Consider the following 19,410-nt stretch of genomic DNA (forward strand, 5'->3'; position numbering starts at 1 on the left):
TTTCTTAATCATTTTAATCATCCCTTAAACAATTGTTTTCAGTCAAGCCGATTCCATAAAAAAACCGGCAGGTTCACCTGCAACCAGGTGAATGCCGGTCAAATGATCTTTACACAACGGAAGGGTTTAATTCTTTTTTTCCCGACGCCGTTTCCTCGTGCCCATCCAGCCCAAACGCAGTGTGAAGCCGCTGAACCGCCGTTTTTGCAAGTTCACGGTCAATTACGCACGAGATTTTGATTTCAGATGTGGAAACCATTTTGACCCGGACTCCGGCTTCACTCAAGCAGGAAAACATTTTGGCGGCAACCCCCGGCTTGGTCATCATGCCTACCCCTACCGCCGATACCTTGGCCAAACCGGACTCCGCCAAAATTTTGACAAAGTTCAGCTCCTCTTTAGCGCTTTGCAGAACCCGCTCTGCTTCCGCTCCCTCGTTTTCGGCGACGCTGAAGGCGACATCGATGGTTTCCTGATCATGTTCACTTTGCACGATAATATCCACATTGATGTGCGCGTCGGCCAGAAGACTGAACAACCGGGTTAATGTATGTTCATGGTTGGGCAATCCCAATACTTTAATCCTGGCCACATTGAGATCGTGAGCGATCCCTCTCACATTTAATTCCTGTTCCATTGTGCTTTCCTCCTTCACCCAAGTTCCCGGTTCATCGACAAAGCTGGAGCGCACGATCAGATCAACCTGATTGATGAGCGCTGCCTCGACGGAACGGGGATGCAGCACCCCCGCGCCCAAATGCGCCAGCTCCAGCATCTCTTCATACGAGATCTCTTCCATCTTTCTCGCGCTGGGAACAATCCGGGGATCAGCCGTAAAGACGCCGGTGACATCAGTATAAATCTCGCAATACTCTGCTTTCAGGGCCGCCGCCAAGACCACCGCGGTCGTGTCGGAACCTCCGCGCCCGAGCGTCGTGATCTCGCTGTTTGGGGAGAGCCCCTGGAAACCGGCCACGACAACCACTTCGCCCCGATTCAGGCAGTTCAGAATCGCATCCGTGTTCACATGGCGAACCATCGCTTTCCCGTGAACGTGATCGGTTTCAATCCCGGCCTGCCATCCCGTCATCGAACGGGCCTTCAGCCCCTTTTCCTGCAGTGCCATCGACAGCAAGGCGATGCTCACTTGCTCCCCCGTCGTCAAGAGCATGTCCATCTCCCTAGGTGAAGGATTTTCACTGATTTCTTTCGCCATTGCGACAAGCTGGTCTGTTGATTTCCCCATGGCCGAAACCACGACTACGCACTGGTGTCCTTTTGCCGCCGTTTTCGCAACGATCTCTGCCACGGCACGAATGCGCTCGATGCTGCCGACTGAGGTGCCGCCAAATTTTTGCACGACGATGCTCATTGTTCCTCTCCTCTCTGCTCGGTACTCGCTCATCCACTACTCTCCTGAAAAAAAAAACAGAAGGCCACAGCAGAGAGTCGCTAGCTGTCGCCTTGTACCTACCAATGCTCCAGTTCGCTCGTTCCCTGCGGATTAGCGCTCCACAAAAGCAGTGGCTTCTGTGACAATACCGCCCCTGTTCGGGCACGGTACCAGCCTGCTTCGGGCCGGCAACCCAAAACAAACTTCGGCGGCATTTTCCTTTCCCTGTCCTTCCTCGTCCCCGAACTCCAGACAAGTACTGATAAAAGCCGCACCTCTATTCCACATGATCAGCGAGTCATTTCATTTCAATTGTTGTTCAGATGATAACATATCCAATATTTATACGCAATAATAGAATTTTGGTCTCATTTATTTCCTTTTCCCTGTCGATCCCATCAGCGGCGCTCACGTGCAAACGGCAGCAAATATCACCGCAGAATGTTTGGATCGGGGCAAGTCTCAAGCGATTTTGCAAGATGCTTTTCCATGAAAGCAACTTTCGGTTCCGGTTTCAGGGCCGCCTCCAATCACCGGCGCTCGATTTTTTCCGGCAGCATGTGTGTCCACGAGTGATCCTCAGCAAAAATGAATAATCATGCACATCATCTTATAAAAGCTGCACTCACCTAACTGCTCCGGCTCTCATTTCCCCCTTCCAATCCTCCTCGATCCGCTTTGCCGTCCGAATACCACCCAATGCGGCAAAGGAAGGATCTTCGGCAAAATCGGCCACAGAACTCGTATAGTAAAGCCCTTTTATCTGCCGGTCCCGGATCGGATCGTGGAACCGGGGCCGGAAACGACGGACCATTTTCCCGGGCGATACCGCCTCCTGCGTACCAATCCGTAAATCCAACTCATCCGGCCCATATACCTCTTCCACTTCCAAGGATTCCTCCAATCCTTTCAACCCCCACACCTTTTCCAGCAGAAAAAGCAAAAGATCGCGATAAGCGGTGTAAGACGGCTTCTCATTGTCCATCTTCCGAAGCGGCACGTTCACCTTCACATGCAAACGGCTTTCCGTCGCCACTCTCCCCTGTCCGGAAGCAGATGGATTCCCCACATAGATAATGGGCGACTCCGTCCATCTTTGCTGATCAAACAAGTCAATATCATGCCGCCAGTAATCGCTCGGATAAAAATAATTGTGATGGTGCAAAAAAGGAAACGGCTGCTTGACGCCCCACAGGCAGAGAAAAGCGGAACTGCCCGGCTGGTCTGAGTGCTTGACCTTCGTTCGTTCGAGCAATTCCGTTTGTGTCTGTATATTGTCAACGGCGGAAACCACCAATTGCGCGCTCCAGTTCTCTTCTTTTGCCCGGACCCCTGCCACATGGCTGCCGGAGACAAGAATCCTTTCCACCGGACAGTTCAGATGAATCGCAACCCCCAGCGATCTGGCCCGTTTCTCCAACAGCTCAATCAACCGGCCGCTCCCCCCTTCCACAAAACAGGTTCCTTGCACCAGATGCAAATAAGCGATAAAGGAAAGAAACGAAGGGGCTTCATAGGGTGAAACCCGGCCGCCGGTCACCAAGCGATTCATCATGGCAATCAAACGGGGATCTGAGAAAAAGCGGCGATGAAACGAGTCGAGGGAAACAAAAGGATGAATGGAAAACCACGCTTTGAGCCACTTCGCCGAAAACCGTTTACCGCCCTGCCCTCCGCTCTCTTCCAGCATCCACTCTTCCACCGTCTCATAGAGCCGGCCTGTTTCTGTGAGATAATCGAGAAACCCCTGCCGGTCCTCCGGTGAAAACCCGTCCAGCTGTTCAGCCATAATATCAGGGTCTGCCGATAAATCAACAATGGTTTTGTTATAAAAAAAATGGCGGCTGTTGACCTCAAGCGGAACAAAGGGCAATGGCTCAGACTCTCCTGACTGACGCATGAAGCGTTCAAAAACCCAGGGCATCAGAACCGTTGAGGAACCCGTATCGAAAAAGTAATCCCCCGCCTGCACAGAGCGAAATCTCCCGCCCAAGGCCGCTTCTTTTTCAAAGAGCGTCACTTTTACTCCGCGGGCGGCTAACTGGATGGCCGTAACAAGTCCCGCTACTCCCCCTCCGATCACCACTCCCGTTCTCATCATTCTTTCCTTCCTTTCCTGCATAGTCGATGAGTTCAAGATAGAAAATTTATCATATCCTCTTATGGCGTTCTGCAAAAAGCAAAAAAAACCTTCGCCTGGGCAACCCTCTCCATAAAGCAAAAAAGACCGCTATGCAAAGTTGAACATAACGATCGTTGGATTTGGCTTTCCGTTATTTAAACAAATCTGTCAATTGCCCCAACTGGCTTTCGATGCGGTCCAGCTGTTTTTGAATCTGCTGGAACCGGATATTCACTTCCTGGCGCACTTCATGAAGTTGTCTGGCAATCAGGGCGATATTGGTCTCCACATATTCAGAGTTAAAACTGTCGAAATTTCGCGTTTTCTGTCTGTTCCCGGTTTTGCTTTGCCTGGAATCTGCCTGCAGATAAGCAAAAACATCCTGCGCGGTTCGCACCATTGCCGCCCCCAGCCGCTCTGCCATGTTCATCACATGGGAACGAACGATTTTATAATCATTTTCCTCCAGGCATACCTGAAACAAAGCATTGATCACACCGTTGGAGAAAGCATAATTTTTTTTCAGATCATAAACCAACTGGCCCAGCGGTTTGGCAACAGGCTGTCCGCCTGTGAACTGGCCCAAAAATTCAAGCGGATCCATCGTCTCCAGTTTATGTAGCTGCTTATCTGATCCTGTCATGGCAACCTCCCGGCAAAATGGTTTAATTCTATTATACCAGCGGGCAAAAGGAAAAAGTTTCAGAAATTGAAATTGATCCCCTAAAAAAAAGATATAGCAAATGTAAAAATGATACAAGTTATCAAAAAAATAATCATAAAATGTTTGAAATAAAAAAGTCCCGCCCCTTGCGATGCAAAGAGCAGGTTACTCTGTATTGCGCAGTGATTCCTTGATCGTATGCGCCAGCTTATCCCCGATTCCCGCTTTGCGAAACTCCTCGACGGATGCTTCCCTCATTTTAGCGATGGAGCCAAAATGACGATACAGTTGCTGCTTCCGCTTGGGCCCAATTCCGGGAATCTTGTCCAGTGCCGATTCGAGCAGGTGTTTCCCCCTCGTCTGCCGGTGGAAGGTGATGGCAAAGCGGTGAACCTCTTCCTGAATGCGCCCGATCAGATAAAATTCTTGACTCCCCCGCTTTAAATTCACATTTTGCGGCGGATCCCCGGCGATTAGCCCCGCCGTCCGGTGTTTGTCGTCTTTTACCATACCGGCCAACGGAATATAAAGGCCGAGCTCGTTTTCAAGCACATCACGCGCCGCGTTGATCTGTCCCTTTCCGCCATCGACCAGAATCAGATCCGGCAACGGAAGATTTTCCTTCAACACGCGGGTATAGCGCCGCCGGATCACTTCCCGCATCGTTTTCACATCATCCGGCTGGTCGACTGTGCGGATTTTAAACTTTCGGTACTCCTTTTTCGCCGGTTTTCCGTCAATGAAGCACACCATCGCTGAAACGGGATCGGTTCCCTGAATGTTGGAGTTGTCAAAAGCTTCAATGCGGCGCGGCAATCCGATGCCAAGAACTTCTGCCAAATTCTCCAGGGCGCGGACGGTTTTCTCTTCGTCTCTTTCCATCAGTTGGAACCGCTCCTTGAGAGCGATCCGTGCATTTTCCATCGCCATGTTCACCAGATTTGCCTTCACCCCGCGCTGCGGAATCTGCACGTGAACCTCGGGCAAAAGACCCTGTAACAGTTCGAGATCGATTCCCTGTGGCAGGTGAATCTCCTTCGGCAGGCCGGGCATTTCGTGGTAAAACTGGGCGACAAACGTCAAAAAATCCTCTTCCGGCTCTTGATGGTGAGGGAAAATGGAAACTTCGCGCTCGATCAATTTCCCCTGGCGCACGAAAAAGACCTGAACACACATAAGCCCCTTTTCGGCCGCATAACCAAACACGTCACGATCAATTTGATCCTGAAAGACAATGTTTTGCTTCTCCATCGTCGCCTCAATATCCCGGAGCAGATCCCGGTACTCTTTGGCCCGCTCAAACTCCAGCCTTTCGGCTGCTTCTTCCATCTTTTTCTTCAGCTCCCGCTTCAGTTCCGGATAACCGCCGTTCAAAAAGCGGGTAATCTTTTGAGTGATCGCTTCATACTCCTCTTTATTCACTTCAAATTCACAGGGAGCCAAGCATTGCCCCATATGGTAATACAAACAAACGCGTTTGGGAATCGTTTTGCACTTTCTGAGCGGAAACAAGCGATCAAGTAATTTTTTGGTGTGCTGCGCCGCCCCTGCATGGGGATAAGGGCCAAAATACCGTGAACCGTCTTTCTTCAGATTTCGCGTCACTTCCAGGCGCGGGTGACGCTCCTTGGTCAGGCGCAGGTAAGGGTAAGACTTGTCATCCTTCAGCATGATATTGTAACGCGGCCGGTGCTTCTTGATCAGATTGCACTCCAAGATGAGAGCTTCCAGAGGGCTGCCGGTCACGATATATTCAAAATCGGCGATATCCATGACCAATCGTTGCGTTTTTCCGTCATGACTGCCGGTAAAGTAAGAACGAACCCGGTTTTTCAAGCTCTTTGCCTTGCCGACATAAATAATTTCCCCATCTTTATTTTTCATCAGGTAGCATCCCGGTTGCTCGGGCAAAAGAGCCAGCTTATCCTGAATCAGTCCCATGATACCCCTCTTTCAACATATAAAAAACTTTAAAATATTATTGGTTATCTAGATATGCAAACATGGTATATTTATCTTATCTTAACTAAAGGAGGAATTTTCTTCGTGTTACGTTTTTCCGATATTCTGCGTCAGCACGGAGTCAAAGTATGGCTCTCCAACCTGGTCGGATCGCTTGCGGTCGGCATTGTTGGAGCCTTTATTTTTGTTCTCTTCTTCTTTGCGCTCATGATTGTCGGCGGTGCTCTCCTGGTCGGATCACTGCCATCGGGAATCAGTCTGGACACCATGACCGGTGACGAGATCATCCCGATGCTCGATTCCTTTTTCTCGTCCGGCACGTTATTGATCCTGCTCCTGTTTCTGCTCATCGGCGGGATTTTGTACTTGCTTCTCGAAGCATTTCAAAACGCCGGGTCGATCAGCGTCGCCGTCCAGGCTGTCGCGGAAAACAAATCAGACATCTCTACATATTTCAGCAAAGGCTTCAAATACATGCTGAAAGCCTTTCTCGTATACCTCTTGTCTAGTTTAGCATATCTCGTGCCAGGCTTGCTGCTGTTAATCGGAATTATCGCAGCCGGGATGAATTCGCCTGTCATCGGCGCATTATTGATTCTGATCGGACTGATCGGTTTCTTCATTTTGGGCCTGGCCTTCATGCATGCTCCCTATATTCTGATCAGCGAAGATACTGACGTGATCTTATCACTCAAAAAATCCTTCCGGCTTTTCACCAAAGCGTTCGGCCGGGTGTTTGGAAGTTTCTTCTTCGCCATGTTGTTGACTGTTGCAATCGTGGTTGTTTACTTACTGGTCAGCTTTGTCTTCGTCTTTCTCGGAAATTCGGGAAATCAGGGTGTGCTCGCTGTGATGGAGCTGATTCAGTTCCTGCTCCAGATCGCAATCACTCCGTTCATCATGATGATCATCACTTTGATGATCGCCTATCGATATCATAAATATTTGCGCCCATTGATTGTCAATGTGGAGGCCGAACCTGCCGCCCCGGCAACAGACGATGCGGATGTTTCCTTTTCCATTAAGAAATCTGATCCGGATTCCCCGTCAACCGAGCGCAAAGACGATGAATAGTAAAATGCCACCAGCTTGGCTCTGGTGGCATTTTTTCTTATAAATCGCTTTTGTTCCGGTTTAGATGTGCTCTTTAATCCAGGCAACCAGTTGTTCTTTCGGTTGCAGCCCGACGGCTTTGGAAACCATTTCGCCGTTTTTGAAGAGCATCAGGGTCGGAATGCTCATTACCCCGAACTTGCCGGCTGTTTCCGGGCTGTTATCCACATTCACTTTTACGATTTTCACCTGATCGCCCATTTCACCGTCCACTTCTTCCAGGATCGGAGCCAACATGCGGCACGGACCGCACCATGGTGCCCAAAAATCGACCAACACCGAACCGGCATCAGCAGATTCGACTTCTTTATTAAAAGTTTGATCTGTAATTTCTACAATAGCCATTTGAAAAATCCTCCTCATAATCTGTTGCAAACCTGCAAACCGAACAAGCCATATAGACTGTTCTACAGAGATAGTATACCACTTGAAAAAAAAAAGTTACAACCATTCCAGACGGTGACAATACAGCAAAGAGCACAATAATCATATTGTGCTCCAGCTTGCGAATGATTGCTGATGATTTTTAATTCTGGGCGAGCAGTTTTTTAAACTCCTCTGTCAACAGAGGGACCACTTCAAACAAATCGCCGACGATCCCGTAATCAGCCACCTGGAATATCGGTGCTTCCGGATCTTTGTTGATGGCCACGATCACTTTGGAGTTTGACATGCCCGCCAGATGCTGAATCGCCCCGGAAATTCCGCATGCAATGTACAAATCAGGTGTAACCACTTTCCCGGTCTGCCCGATCTGCAGGGCATAATCACAATAACCGGAATCGCAGGCACCGCGCGAAGCCCCGACAGCACCTCCGAGAAGGCTGGCCAATTCCTCCAGCGGCTTGAAACCGTCTGCGCTTTTGACACCGCGCCCGCCAGAAACAATGATTCTTGCTTCGGAAAGATCGACTCCGTCAGTCGATTTTTTAACCACATCTTTTACAATGGTGCGCAAGAGATCAGCCGGTACATCTACTCGCAATTCCTCAACGTTGGCCTTGCGCCCTGAATCCGCTTCTCCCTTTTCAATATTGTTGGGCCGAAGCGTGGCAAAAACCGTACCTTCTTTGAACACTTTCTTCACAAACGCTTTTCCGGCATAGATCGGCCGGGTAAAGACGATTCGTCCTTCTTCAAGCTCAACTCTGGTCACGTCGGAAACAAGCCCCAATCCCAAGCGTGCCGCAATTCGCGGGGACAGATCTTTGCCGACGGCGGTATGCCCGGTGAAGATCACATCCGGGTTTATATGTTCAATCACCTTTTTAAAGGCGGCGAAATAACCATCGGTCGTATACTGATCCAATTCATGATTGGTAACGACGAGTACTTTGTCAGCCCCATGCTCGGCAAGCGGATCAACCAGGTCTTTGGCAAAGCTGCCAAACACGGCGGCTGTCACGCTCCCTCCTTCTGCCACTTTACGGGCTGCCGCCAGGGATTCCAGACTCACGTTGCGCAATTTGCCATCGCGGACATCGGCCAACACAAGTACGTTTCTGCTCATGAATTCGTTCCCCCTCGCTGTTAAATCACTTTCGCTTCGTTCCTAAGCAGTTGAACCAGTTCTTTTGCTTGGTCTTTAATATCCCCTTGCAGGATTTTCCCCGCTTGTTTTTTCGGCGGAAGGAAGACATCGATCGTTTCCGTTTTGGCAGCGATCTCTTCTTCGTCCAGATCGAGATCATCCAATTCCAAGCGCGTAAGCGGTTTCTTTTTTGCTTTCATAATTCCCGGAAGCGAAGGATAACGCGGGTCGTTCAGCCCCTGTTGGGCCGTGACCAGGATCGGAAGACTGGAGTCAATCAGCTCGACATCCCCCTCCACATCTTTTTCCACCGACACTTTGTTCCCATCGATATCCAGCTTGGTAATAGTGGAAATATGGGGGATTTCCAAAAGCTCTGCCAAACGCGGCCCCACTTGTGCCGAGCCGTCATCCACGGCCATATAACCGCACAGGATAATATCGAAGGCGAGATCCTCTTCCTTGATGGTGGCAGCCAGGATTTTTGCAATGGTATGTTCATCCGGCTCTTCTTCCAATTCTTCGATGTCCACGATCACCCCTTTGTCAGCACCCATCGCCATCGCCGTGCGCAAAGCTTGTTCCGCGCGCTCCGGCCCGATCGTGATCACCGTCACCTCGCCGCCGTGCTTCTCCTTGAGGCGAATGGCTTCTTCCACGGCATATTCATCATAAGGGTTGATGACAAACTCCACCCCGTCTTCGCTGATGCGGCCATTCTCAATGGTAATGCGCTCTTCGGTGTCAAAAGTCTGTTTGAGGCAAACAAGGATGTTCATGGTTACTCTCCCCCTAACCTTACGCGAAGATTTTCTTTAATCCCCCATACCAGAGATGAACAAACGGTGAATCTCATCCACTTGATCGAGCAAACTGTATTTATGGTTGTTCATAATCCATGATGTCACCGTCTCATCCAACGTCCCGAAAATCATTTTCCTTGTGATGCGCACATCGAGATCGCTGCGGAAAATGCCTGTTTCGATACCACGCTCGATGATCTGGTCAATCACATTCAAATACCTTTTCAAGATCTCCCCAATCCCCTTGCGCACTTCAGGATTGGACTGCCTCAATTCGATCTGGGTGACAAGGGCGAGCTCATGATCCCGCTCCAAATGCTGAAAATGAAGTTGAATCAGTTTATAGAGCTGATCTGAGGGGGATTTAATCTGTTTGAGCTCCTCTTCAACCTTGGTGATGAAAGAACCCATTTTTTCACTGAACAAAGAGATCAGTACATCATCTTTGTTTTCAAAGTATAAGTAAATGGTACCGTCTGCCACCTTGGCTTCACGGGCGATCTTTGACACCTGTGCATTGTGATAGCCATATTTCGCGATCACGCGAATGGCAGCCTCAATGATCGCTTCATACTTTTCTCCGGTCCGTTTAGCCATGGCTCAAATCCTCTCAGTATTTTACGATGAATGACTATTCATTCAATTTAAGTTTAGGTTAATACTTCCCAATTGTCAATGCATTTATACACATTTTACAGGTTATAATTAAACGTATTATTTGACTTTTCCTTCCGGCATTTTCTGGAATTACTGCGCTTTTTGTTGCAACTTCACTTTTTCCTCTTCAACCAAAACGCGGCGCAATACTTTGCCAACGGAAGATTTGGGCAGTTCATCGCGGAATTCATACAAACGCGGAACCTTGTAACTGGCAAGTCGGGCCCGGCAAAACTGGTTCAGCTCATCTTCCGTCACCTGCTGTCCTTTTTTCAGCACGATGAAAGCTTTCACCGTCTCCCCCCGATACGGGTCGGGCACACCGACAACCGACGCCTCTTCAATCGCCGGATGCTCAAAAAGGATTTCCTCCACTTCGCGCGGATAGATATTGAAGCCGCCGGCAATGATCGTATCCTTCTTCCGGTCGATAATATAAAAGTAGCCGTCTTCATCCATGCGCCCGATATCTCCCGTGCTTAACCAGCCGTCTTTCAATACTTGCTTTGTCTCTTCCGGCCGGTTCCAATATCCTTTCATCACCTGAGGCCCTTTCACTTGCAACTCTCCCACTTCTCCGGGCCGCAGCACCTCGCCAGTCTCGGGATCTACAATGCGCGCATCCGTATCCGGCCATGGCAACCCGATCGTCGAATTTTTCACGCGTTCCCAGACGAGATTGGAATGGGTCACAGGTGAAGTTTCCGTCATTCCGTAACCTTCCAGCAGCCTTCCTCCGGTCAGCTTTTCAAACTGTTCCTGCACTTCGACCGGCAGTGGGGCAGACCCGCTGAGACATGCCTCGATCGACGACAGATCGTACTGATCAATTGAGGGATGATTGATCAGCCCCACATACATGGTTGGTGCCCCGGGAAAATATGTAGGTCGGTATTTGTTAATTAATTGCAAAATCAAATCTCTGTCAAACTTGGGCACCAAAATAATGGTGGATGCCAGCCGAATTGCAAAATTCATCACCACCGTCATGCCATAGACATGAAAGAACGGCAAAGCGCCCAGGATCTTGTCCTTTCCCCTTTTCGCTTTGTACAGCCATGCTTCCGCCTGTAAACAATTGACGACCAAATTGCGATGGGTCAGCATGGCGCCTTTGGCCAAGCCCGTCGTTCCGCCGGTATATTGCAACAGGGCCAGGTCGTCCCCCGACTCGTACACGGCATCAACCGGCTTGGGAAGCGCTTTCTTTAGCAGCCTGACAAAAGAATGAACGTGATCGTTGTATTCCACCTTGACCGATGTCCCATCTATTTTTGATTTTAACGCAAACAGCCAATTTTTCGGGAACGGAAGATAATCTTTGATCCCGGTCACAATGATTCTTTTCAGTTCAGTGACCGGTTCTACTTCCCTGACCTTCGGCAGGACGGCATCAAGACAAACAATCGTTTCGGTCCCAGAATCCTTTAATTGATGCTCCAACTCTTTTCGCATATAGAGCGGGTTGATCTGGACGACGACTGCTCCCAAAAAAAGCGTCGCATAATAGGCGATAATCGCCTGGGGTGAATTGGGAAGCATGATGCCGACCCGCTCTCCTCTTTTAACCCCCAATGATTTCAAGGCATTTGCAAAGCGGTATACCTGGTCGAGCAGCTGACTGAAAGTGAGGCGTTTTCCCAAAAAAATAACTGCATCGCGATCAGGAAAATCCTTAGCCGCGTCAATTAAGAAGCGGGTAATGGGGATATCGGGATAATTCAGTTTAGCCGGCACCTCTGGAGGATAATGCTTGAGCCAAATTCTTTCTGTCCCAGCCATGAGAACGCCCTCCTTTGCTGACTGAACAGTCATTCAAGAATGGGGTATAACTATTTAGAATATATTTTATGATCACTCAAAATTATTTTATCTAATTTTCCCGCTTTTTTAAACCTCAATTTTATGTTCTGCCGAAAATGAAAAAGGGATTTGCATGCGATATTCCGTCTTCACCACTATATGTTTGCAATCCATCCAATGATATGCTTGAAATGCCGGGACACGATCAAGAATGCCGGCTCAATCCCGGAATGAAAACTTAAGCATTGATCAGGGAGCGAGTGCACCACGCGCCGATCTGAAACCAATTTTTAAGAAAACGGGGGAAAGAGATGTATTTCAAAATTTTAAAATGGCTGGGATATCTCATTATGATTATGGCTGTATGCATCGCTGCCATCTTATTTCTCGTCAGTCATGACCCTGAAGTATTGCAAAAACTGAGTTATGATATGTTAATTTTGGGCTTGATCGGCTGTGCTTTGGTCTATTTCAGCCTGTTTGGGCAGCGCTTTCCTCAGTTCCATTCCCATATCGAAAGAATTGCCACGATCTCTTTGTTAATCATTTCATTACTTTTAATCAAGCCGGATGGAGAAGTGATTGCTTCGGTCATTTCCGCGATTGTCACCGCTTTAACCTTTGTCATCGGTCTCTACTTTAACACCCGGATCATCAACGAATCCAACCAAAACAGGCATGCAAAAGATATCCTCATGAACAGCCTGAAATGGGAACGGTTCATTCATGATCACCTCTGGCTTCTGCCTGACCAGATCCTCCAAGATGTCCTGGACATCCGGCAGATGTTGCACTCCATTGATCTGAAACTGCACGATCCTGCCTCCGCACAAACAAATGAGATGTCAGAAGAGTTAAAAAATGATCTCCATTCCTTGCACGAAAAGATCGGACTCCTCTTTCTTCACATACGGTCAGATTTACAAATTCCAACCTCAGAAGCGTCTGTCTCCGTTCTGACCAGGCAAGCATCCGACAGGAGCAAAGGCGTCTGAAATGACGATCGCAAGGCAAATGCCAAACCGGCGCGGGAATCCGAAGTCTCTCATAACCGGGAAGTTTCGCATAGCGTTGCCTCGTTCTGTGTTAAACTGAATCCTGTAGCCGAAACAACGAAATGAACTCAGCAGATGGCAACTTCCAAGGAAGCGATTTTTGACAGGGGCACCTGCTTCGTTCCAACTTTCTAATCCATACCTTAAGCTGAATTAAAAGGAGCTATGATATGAACTACGATGTTATTGTCATTGGCGGCGGCCCCGCCGGTTTGATGGCAAGCGCCTCGGCTGGAATGCACGGGGCCAGGGTCCTGCTGTTGGATAAAGGCGAAAAACTGGGTAAAAAGCTGGCCATTTCCGGTGGCGGGCGGTGCAATGTGACAAACAATAAAGAAATTGATGAACTGATCCGGAATATTCCCGGAAACGGGCGCTTTTTGTACAGCGTCTTTTCCATTTTTAACAACCGTGACATCATCCGCTTTTTTGAAGATTTGGGGGTCAGTCTGAAAGAGGAGGACAACGGGCGGATGTTTCCGGTCACAGACAGCGCCAAATCGGTAGTCCAGGCTTTTATCAAAAAAGTGAAAGCCGTCGGCACGGAAATTCGCGTCAATCTGCCGGTCAAGCGCATCCTTTATGAAGGGGGGAAAGTAAAAGGCGTTGAATGCCGGAACGGGCAATCTTTTTTTGCCCCTGCCGTCATCGTGGCGACAGGCGGGAAAGCCGCCTCCCATACCGGTTCGACCGGTGACGGATATGCGTGGGCAACCGAAGCGGGCCACACGATTACCGAACTTTTTCCCACTGAAGTCCCGCTTACGTCCGCGGAACCCCTGATTAAAAACAAAATATTGCAGGGCTTGTCCCTTCGCGATGTAGTGTTAACCGTCTACAACCCAAAGGGAAAAAAACTGGTCGAACATCGCGGTGATGTCCTCTTCACCCATTTCGGGCTCTCCGGTCCCGCCGCGCTTCGCTGCAGCCAGTTTGTCGTGAAAGCACTGAAGAAATTCGGAACGCCTTCCATCCCTTTGGCAATCAATCTTTTTCCGGATGTCAGACCTAATCAACTGGAACAAGAGTGGGGAAAAGTTTGCCGAAAACAGCCCAAAAAAACCGTGCGCAACGCCCTGAAACCCTTTCTTCCCGACCGGATGATCCCTGTGCTCACCGAGCGGGCGGAGATTTCCGGGGACTTGACCTGCTCCCATCTCTCCCGTGAACAGCTGGAAAAACTCTGCCAGACAGCCCGGCATTTTACCCTGGCCATCAACGGAACATTGTCCCTGGAAAAAGCATTTGTCACCGGGGGCGGCGTCCATGTAAAAGAAATTGATCCCAAAACGATGCAATCCAAAAAAATGCAAGGCTTATATTTTTGCGGCGAAATTCTGGACATTCATGGCTATACCGGCGGTTATAACATCACAGCTGCCACCTGCACGGGATATGTCGCCGGAAAAAGCGCCGCGGAGCAGGTGATCGGGCAGCGGGCATCCCTATCATGACTTGACATGAAACCGAAGAAATCCGCCTCCTCTGACCAGACATCCGCTATCACGAAAAAGGAGACAAATGGAAGAGTCCTTTTCCCTTTTTTCCTGAAACGGGCTCTCATATAATAATAGAGAAGCACTCATCAATGGCAGGAGTGAATGGAAGTGAAAACAACTTGGTTGAAACGTTGCGGTTTCTGTTTGGCAGCCGCCGGTTTATCTTTGACTCTGGCTTTTGGTTCAATCTCTGATGCACATGCTGCGGCAGAGTATGTAAATCCGCACAGTGACGAGATTCAGTTTGAGGGTACCTGCGGATGGATCAACGGAGGAAAATATTTCGATTTTGACGGTAAAGACGACAACATCACCGGAAAACTCTTTTTCAACAAAGAGGGAGTGGCCGAAGTCATTTTTGACATTTATGATGAGCACGGAAACTTGGTGCGCACCCATCACAAGCTGGCCACAGAACCGCCAAATCCAAGCGGGAGTGATTTTGTCGGCTACAACTTTTATCCCAAACTCAAGGCAGGAAAATACCGGATCATGGTAAAACGGACAACCGGCCTGGGCATGGGCTGGGTTAACTATTAACCAATCCCCGTAACATTTCCCCCGGGAGGATGATCAGCGTTTGGCCGTAAAAAGGAAGCATGGGAAACTGCCGATGCCGTTATCCCTCTTCCTTTTCGTTAATGAAGGTCAATCTGCGATAATCCTCCCCTTTTCATTTTCTCCCTGCAATGCCTTCCTTTTTAGATACTGCAAGCGGAAAAATATTAAATCTCTTCTTGCAATTTCATCGTTTCCTGTTTCTTCCAATCGAATCGTTGTCTTAAACCTCCCTCTCTTTTTTTAAATCTTACCGTTCATACCTGTGCAATCTGATTAAATACGGATTTTTAAATTCATTTTTTTTAAAAACATCAAATTTGAACCTCTTTTTCGTCTAAAATATAGACAAACGAAACAGGAACCAATATGATAAAAGCGGAGAGGTGATTTTAAGTGAATGCACAAGATTTGAAAGCCTTGGGCGAAGCTCTCCGAAGAATCCGAAAGGAAAAAGGGTTCCGTCTCAAGGACTTGGAAGATCATCGCATCTCCTTCGCCACCATCAGCAGCATTGAACGCGGTGTTCCAACAGTCAAACCGCAAAATCGCATTTACTACTGCCAAAAACTCGGGTTTGATATTGAGGATCTTCCTTCACTCATCAATAAAGAACGGGAAAACCGAAGCCAGATCGAAAACCTGTTGTTTCTGATCGAAACCTGCATCAATCTCGATTGCGACGGTGCCCTGGAACGGTTGCGCATGTTGCAACAAGAGAGCAAGGGGCAGTTTATGGATATCATCCTTTACTTAAAAGGTTTATGTTACATGAAGAAAAATAACTTAAAAGCAGCAGAAAAATATATAAACCAAGCAATCGAATTGATTGATTCCGGGAAAGGCACCATGAACGAAAATAATATTAAAGCTGCCTGTTTCAACGAACTGGGGCGAATCTACTATTTGCGGGATAATAACCTGAATAAAGCACTCGATTTTGTTAATAAAGGGCTGAACGTGTTCATCAAGAGCGGAGACCGCCAAGAATTGCAATATGAATTATTAATTGGAAAAGTTTCCTATCTGGAAAAATTGTACCGCACGGATGAAGCTTTGCAAACCCTCGATGAACTATGGGCCTCGATCCAAAATATAAATCGCCTGGATGTCAAACTCAATATGTATGAACTGAAAGCGACATTGTTAAACCAGAAGAAAAAATTTCAAACCGCCCTCACCTTTGCCAAAGAAGGCTTATACATCGCCAGGGCAAACGGAACGCATGAACAAGCGGTCCGCCTGTTGACAGTATGGGGCAATATCCTGCAGAATGCCGGTGATCTGCAAACGGCGGAAAACTGTTATCAACTGGCGCTCCGGTTGGAGAATAAATTGAAGGATAAGAAATATGTTCTCGTCTCCACCTTGACCCAACTGGGCAAACTGTACGGAAAAAGGGGAGAATGGGAACAATCGTTCAACTGTTTGAATATGGCGGTGAACAGGGGAAGAAAATATAATGATGCACACCGCTTCTGCGAATCGTTAATGGCACTGGGCGATTATTATCTGGAAACAGACGAATATGCCAAGGCGATCACCCCCTATGAAGAGGCTCTGGAAATAAGCACACAATATAATTTCTCCCGGCAAAAGGAAAAATCACTGCTCAACCTGTCAGAATGTTGGAAGAAGATGGGGAATACAGAAAAATATGTTGCCCTGCTCGACGAGTTGCAATCCGAACTCCGTCTTCGCGAACAAGAAGGGTTGGAAACTTGACACTGTCAAGGCCAATCCTTCTTCTGTTCTCCCCTCCCGTCCTCACCGGGAAGAGGCAATCCCGGAATGGATTGCTCAACCGGGATAATATCCCCTTTTCGGCCATAGTACAAAATCCGCAAATACTCTCCATAGACGATCTGCCGGTGATCAGGCCGGTTCATCCAACCCGTTTCAGTCACAGCCTCCTGATTGATCGAAGTATAAGCCGGATACGGGGCGCAATACAGATCGCCGGGCAGATGCCGACGAAGGGTCCGCCATTGCCGTCCGGCAGCATAAGCCTTGCACACAAACAGAAGCCGCCGGATTCGGGTAAAATCGAATATCTCCTTGGCAAACAGCACGTTTTCCAAGGAATTGGCCGACCGGTCCTCGATGAAAATGCATTCGCCCGGTACCCCGAGCTCCATTAACTTCTGCCTGATCACGCGGGATTCGGGAGTTTTGCCGTAAGTCCAGCTTTCGTGTCTGGTCGCTCCCTCCTTATATCCTCCCGTCACTAGAATCAACGGTGCCAACCCCTGATCGTAAGCCTTCTTCGCCGTCTCCCAGATCATCGGATAGGAACCGCCGAAGACAAAAAGCAAATCAAACGGTTTTTCATAGTCAAAGCGGTCACGATGCAGAAATGTCAATTTCGTGATTTCCTCCATCTGCTCCTGCGTCAAAGGAGGCAGTTCCGGAAATTTTGGAATATCCATTTCGGCTTCCCTCCCGCCACTAATGTTTGGAATCCATTTGTGGTATAATGGCACAAGCTTGAATGCGAAATGTTCCCGACCATTTTTGGGTACTGCCCAAAGGAGGACAACAATGGTTTCACTCCCTGTTGATTATCTGGAACAAATGAAACAACTGTTACAAGAGGAATACCCATCTTTTTACCATACCTATGAAGAGCCGCCTACCCGCAGCTTGCGTGTCAACATCTTGAAAACATCTCCGGAGCAACTGAAAGTACGGGTGCCTTTCCATCTTGAATCCGTTCCCTGGTGCCCGGAAGGATTTTATTACAATCACGAGCTTGACCGGCCGGGCAAACACGTCTATCATGCTGCAGGTCTTTATTATATCCAGGATGCCAGCGCAATGGCACCGGCAGAAGCCCTTGAACCCCAGCCCGGGGAAAACATTTTGGATCTTTGTGCCGCTCCAGGAGGCAAGACAACACAGATTGCCGCCAAAATGAAAGGGAAAGGGATCCTCGTCGCCAATGAAATAGACGCAAAACGAATTAAGGCGCTGGTGGAAAATCTGGAGCGCTGCGGTGTGACCAATGCGGTCGTGCTGAATGAGAATCCCGGCCATTTATCGGAGCGATTTTCCGGTTATTTCGACCGGATTTTGGTCGATGCCCCCTGTTCCGGTGAAGGAATGTTCCGCAAGGACGCCGATGCATGTGAGCGCTGGAGCATTCGGGCGACGGAAAAGTGCGCCGACCTGCAACTGGAAATTCTTGAGGCGGCCGCACCGATGCTTCGCCCCGGGGGACGTCTTGTCTATTCGACATGCACATTTAACCCCCGTGAAAATGAAGAGCTGATTTGGCGGTTTCTCCAGCTTCATCCTGATTTTAAACTGATTCCGGTTCCACAGCGGCAATATTATCGTTCCGGCAGGCCCGATTGGATCAGGGAGGCAGACAATAAACTGGTCAAAGCCGCCCGCCTCTGGCCGCATCACCTTCGTGGAGAAGGGCATTTTGTCGCTGTATTGCAAAAAGAGGCAACAGCGGAAGGAAGTAAAAAACGCCCCGGCAAATGGCCTCCCGTCCATGCACAAGCCCGAAAGCTGTGGGAACGGTTCGCCAGTGAAACGTTGACGGATACAAACTTTTTGTCAAATGGCACTTTCACCCTGTACGGTGAACACTTATATTACGTTCCTGTTGACATCCCTTCGCTGAAAGGACTCCGGGTGGAACGCCCTGGGCGCTACCTGGGACAGGCCAAAAAGAATCACTTTGTTCCTTCTCACGCCTTGGCTCTGTCGCTGGATCCGCAGATGGTGAAAAGGCAATGCAACTTCACCGTCGATGACCCCGACTTGCTGCGCTACCTTCAAGGTGAAACCCTTCCCTCCGCTCAAAGCAAGGGATGGACGCTCGTCACAGTCGACCATTTCCCGCTGGGTTGGGGAAAAGTGTCCGGAGGGCTGTTAAAAAATCACTATCCCAAATGGCTTCGCTTCGACAAAAACAATTAAAAAGGCGGCCCGCCAAAGGGTCGCCCATTTTTTTCCTCTTCTCATAATTCAAGCGTTCAACCGCATATCTTATGGTAAGAGCCGAAGGAGGGATTCCCATGAGCAAGCCGGACGAAAAAACATATTGGACCCGCTATTTGCCCGTTGCCATGGGAATGATTCATCCGGAATGGCTGTTTATGGGCCATCTGTTTGAAAATGAAGAACCGGAGAATGAAGCAGAGAATGACACAGATGCTTCCGTCTCTCCCGTCCCATCCCTTCCCCTCAGGTCATCCATAAAGGAAATCCAGATCAATTTTCGTTCACGCAAATAG

At 48.8% G+C, this 19,410-nt stretch carries 17 protein-coding genes and 1 riboswitch; of the genes, 7 read left to right on the plus strand and 10 right to left on the minus strand.

The genetic code is table 11. The features are described 5' to 3' along the window. Positions 1-109: 109 nt before the first annotated feature. The 4 genes from I8U18_RS06340 to uvrC form a co-directional block, all read right to left on the minus strand. Positions 110-1,372 carry an aspartate kinase gene (locus I8U18_RS06340; protein WP_198055504.1) on the minus strand — a complete coding sequence of 421 codons (1,263 nt, stop codon included), beginning with the start codon at positions 1,370-1,372 and terminating at the stop codon, positions 110-112. 125 nt (positions 1,373-1,497) lie between these two features. Continuing rightward, positions 1,498-1,681, minus strand: a riboswitch (Lysine riboswitch). A 337-nt stretch (positions 1,682-2,018) separates the two neighbouring features. Continuing rightward, positions 2,019-3,494 (minus strand): phytoene desaturase family protein, encoded by a 1,476-nt coding sequence (locus I8U18_RS06350; RefSeq protein WP_052154402.1) that lies wholly within the window; start codon positions 3,492-3,494, stop codon positions 2,019-2,021. Positions 3,495-3,666: 172 nt separating this feature from the next. Then, a complete protein-coding gene (locus I8U18_RS06355) occupies positions 3,667-4,158 on the minus strand; it encodes a replication initiation and membrane attachment family protein (RefSeq protein ID WP_198055377.1) in 492 nt (163 codons plus the stop codon). 186 nt (positions 4,159-4,344) lie between these two features. Then, positions 4,345-6,120, minus strand: coding sequence for an excinuclease ABC subunit UvrC (gene uvrC / locus I8U18_RS06360; RefSeq protein WP_033102109.1), 1,776 nt, complete (start codon positions 6,118-6,120; stop codon positions 4,345-4,347). A gap of 105 nt (positions 6,121-6,225) precedes the next feature. Here uvrC and I8U18_RS06365 point away from each other — a divergent pair, with 105 nt between their 5' ends. Further along, positions 6,226-7,215, plus strand: coding sequence for a hypothetical protein (locus I8U18_RS06365; RefSeq protein ID WP_198055378.1), 990 nt, complete (start codon positions 6,226-6,228; stop codon positions 7,213-7,215). 60 nt (positions 7,216-7,275) lie between these two features. Here the strand turns inward: I8U18_RS06365 and trxA are convergent, their stop codons facing one another. The 5 genes from trxA to I8U18_RS06390 all read right to left on the minus strand — a co-directional run bounded on the left by trxA (position 7,276) and on the right by I8U18_RS06390 (position 12,027). Next, the gene (trxA, locus tag I8U18_RS06370; RefSeq protein ID WP_033102107.1) at positions 7,276-7,599 is read right to left on the minus strand and encodes a thioredoxin; all 324 of its coding nucleotides are present in this window, start codon (positions 7,597-7,599) and stop codon (positions 7,276-7,278) included. A gap of 181 nt (positions 7,600-7,780) precedes the next feature. Continuing rightward, entirely contained in the window at positions 7,781-8,764 is a 984-nt protein-coding gene (locus I8U18_RS06375) for an electron transfer flavoprotein subunit alpha/FixB family protein (protein WP_033102106.1), read from the minus strand. Between the two features lie 20 nt (positions 8,765-8,784). After that, complete coding sequence (locus I8U18_RS06380) at positions 8,785-9,564, minus strand: electron transfer flavoprotein subunit beta/FixA family protein (protein WP_033102105.1); 780 nt, start codon at positions 9,562-9,564, stop codon at positions 8,785-8,787. Between the two features lie 36 nt (positions 9,565-9,600). After that, the gene (locus I8U18_RS06385; RefSeq protein WP_033102104.1) at positions 9,601-10,185 is read right to left on the minus strand and encodes a fatty acid metabolism transcriptional regulator FadR; all 585 of its coding nucleotides are present in this window, start codon (positions 10,183-10,185) and stop codon (positions 9,601-9,603) included. 150 nt (positions 10,186-10,335) lie between these two features. Then, positions 10,336-12,027: an AMP-binding protein gene (locus I8U18_RS06390; RefSeq protein ID WP_033102103.1), complete on the minus strand. Its 1,692-nt coding sequence runs from the start codon at positions 12,025-12,027 to the stop codon at positions 10,336-10,338. 332 nt (positions 12,028-12,359) lie between these two features. Here I8U18_RS06390 and I8U18_RS06395 point away from each other — a divergent pair, with 332 nt between their 5' ends. From I8U18_RS06395 to I8U18_RS06410, 4 genes are all read left to right on the plus strand, one after another. Then, complete coding sequence (locus I8U18_RS06395) at positions 12,360-13,043, plus strand: hypothetical protein (protein WP_198064598.1); 684 nt, start codon at positions 12,360-12,362, stop codon at positions 13,041-13,043. 230 nt (positions 13,044-13,273) lie between these two features. After that, positions 13,274-14,557: a BaiN/RdsA family NAD(P)/FAD-dependent oxidoreductase gene (locus I8U18_RS06400; RefSeq protein ID WP_198064599.1), complete on the plus strand. Its 1,284-nt coding sequence runs from the start codon at positions 13,274-13,276 to the stop codon at positions 14,555-14,557. Positions 14,558-14,710: 153 nt separating this feature from the next. After that, a complete protein-coding gene (locus I8U18_RS06405; RefSeq protein WP_198064600.1) occupies positions 14,711-15,142 on the plus strand; it encodes a hypothetical protein in 432 nt (143 codons plus the stop codon). 414 nt (positions 15,143-15,556) lie between these two features. Beyond that, a complete protein-coding gene (locus I8U18_RS06410; RefSeq protein WP_198059517.1) occupies positions 15,557-16,885 on the plus strand; it encodes a helix-turn-helix domain-containing protein in 1,329 nt (442 codons plus the stop codon). A 5-nt stretch (positions 16,886-16,890) separates the two neighbouring features. On the opposite strand, the gene I8U18_RS06415 is transcribed toward I8U18_RS06410, so the two are convergent. Then, entirely contained in the window at positions 16,891-17,589 is a 699-nt protein-coding gene (locus I8U18_RS06415; RefSeq protein ID WP_198055382.1) for a YdcF family protein, read from the minus strand. 112 nt (positions 17,590-17,701) lie between these two features. Here I8U18_RS06415 and I8U18_RS06420 point away from each other — a divergent pair, with 112 nt between their 5' ends. Together I8U18_RS06420 and I8U18_RS06425 are read left to right on the plus strand one after the other, a co-directional pair. Continuing rightward, positions 17,702-19,093: an RsmF rRNA methyltransferase first C-terminal domain-containing protein gene (locus I8U18_RS06420; RefSeq protein ID WP_198064601.1), complete on the plus strand. Its 1,392-nt coding sequence runs from the start codon at positions 17,702-17,704 to the stop codon at positions 19,091-19,093. Positions 19,094-19,191: 98 nt separating this feature from the next. Beyond that, a complete protein-coding gene (locus I8U18_RS06425; protein WP_033102096.1) occupies positions 19,192-19,410 on the plus strand; it encodes a hypothetical protein in 219 nt (72 codons plus the stop codon).

The organism is Thermoactinomyces sp. CICC 10522 (genome assembly GCF_016055075.1).
Classification (GTDB): domain Bacteria; phylum Bacillota; class Bacilli; order Thermoactinomycetales; family Thermoactinomycetaceae; genus Thermoactinomyces_A; species Thermoactinomyces_A daqus.

What these genes read in the sequence shown, in the direction of transcription:
- I8U18_RS06395 (WP_198064598.1), top strand. Translation starts at nt 12,360, where the DNA reads ATGTATTTCAAAATTTTAAAATGGCTGGGATATCTCATTATGATTATG.
- I8U18_RS06355 (WP_198055377.1), bottom strand. Translation starts at nt 4,158, where the DNA reads ATGACAGGATCAGATAAGCAGCTACATAAACTGGAGACGATGGATCCG.
- I8U18_RS06425 (WP_033102096.1), top strand. Translation starts at nt 19,192, where the DNA reads ATGAGCAAGCCGGACGAAAAAACATATTGGACCCGCTATTTGCCCGTT.
- I8U18_RS06350 (WP_052154402.1), bottom strand. Translation starts at nt 3,494, where the DNA reads ATGATGAGAACGGGAGTGGTGATCGGAGGGGGAGTAGCGGGACTTGTT.
- I8U18_RS06415 (WP_198055382.1), bottom strand. Translation starts at nt 17,589, where the DNA reads ATGGATATTCCAAAATTTCCGGAACTGCCTCCTTTGACGCAGGAGCAG.
- I8U18_RS06400 (WP_198064599.1), top strand. Translation starts at nt 13,274, where the DNA reads ATGAACTACGATGTTATTGTCATTGGCGGCGGCCCCGCCGGTTTGATG.
- uvrC (WP_033102109.1), bottom strand. Translation starts at nt 6,120, where the DNA reads ATGGGACTGATTCAGGATAAGCTGGCTCTTTTGCCCGAGCAACCGGGA.
- trxA (WP_033102107.1), bottom strand. Translation starts at nt 7,599, where the DNA reads ATGGCTATTGTAGAAATTACAGATCAAACTTTTAATAAAGAAGTCGAA.
- I8U18_RS06385 (WP_033102104.1), bottom strand. Translation starts at nt 10,185, where the DNA reads ATGGCTAAACGGACCGGAGAAAAGTATGAAGCGATCATTGAGGCTGCC.
- I8U18_RS06390 (WP_033102103.1), bottom strand. Translation starts at nt 12,027, where the DNA reads ATGGCTGGGACAGAAAGAATTTGGCTCAAGCATTATCCTCCAGAGGTG.
- I8U18_RS06380 (WP_033102105.1), bottom strand. Translation starts at nt 9,564, where the DNA reads ATGAACATCCTTGTTTGCCTCAAACAGACTTTTGACACCGAAGAGCGC.
- I8U18_RS06420 (WP_198064601.1), top strand. Translation starts at nt 17,702, where the DNA reads ATGGTTTCACTCCCTGTTGATTATCTGGAACAAATGAAACAACTGTTA.
- I8U18_RS06375 (WP_033102106.1), bottom strand. Translation starts at nt 8,764, where the DNA reads ATGAGCAGAAACGTACTTGTGTTGGCCGATGTCCGCGATGGCAAATTG.
- I8U18_RS06340 (WP_198055504.1), bottom strand. Translation starts at nt 1,372, where the DNA reads ATGAGCATCGTCGTGCAAAAATTTGGCGGCACCTCAGTCGGCAGCATC.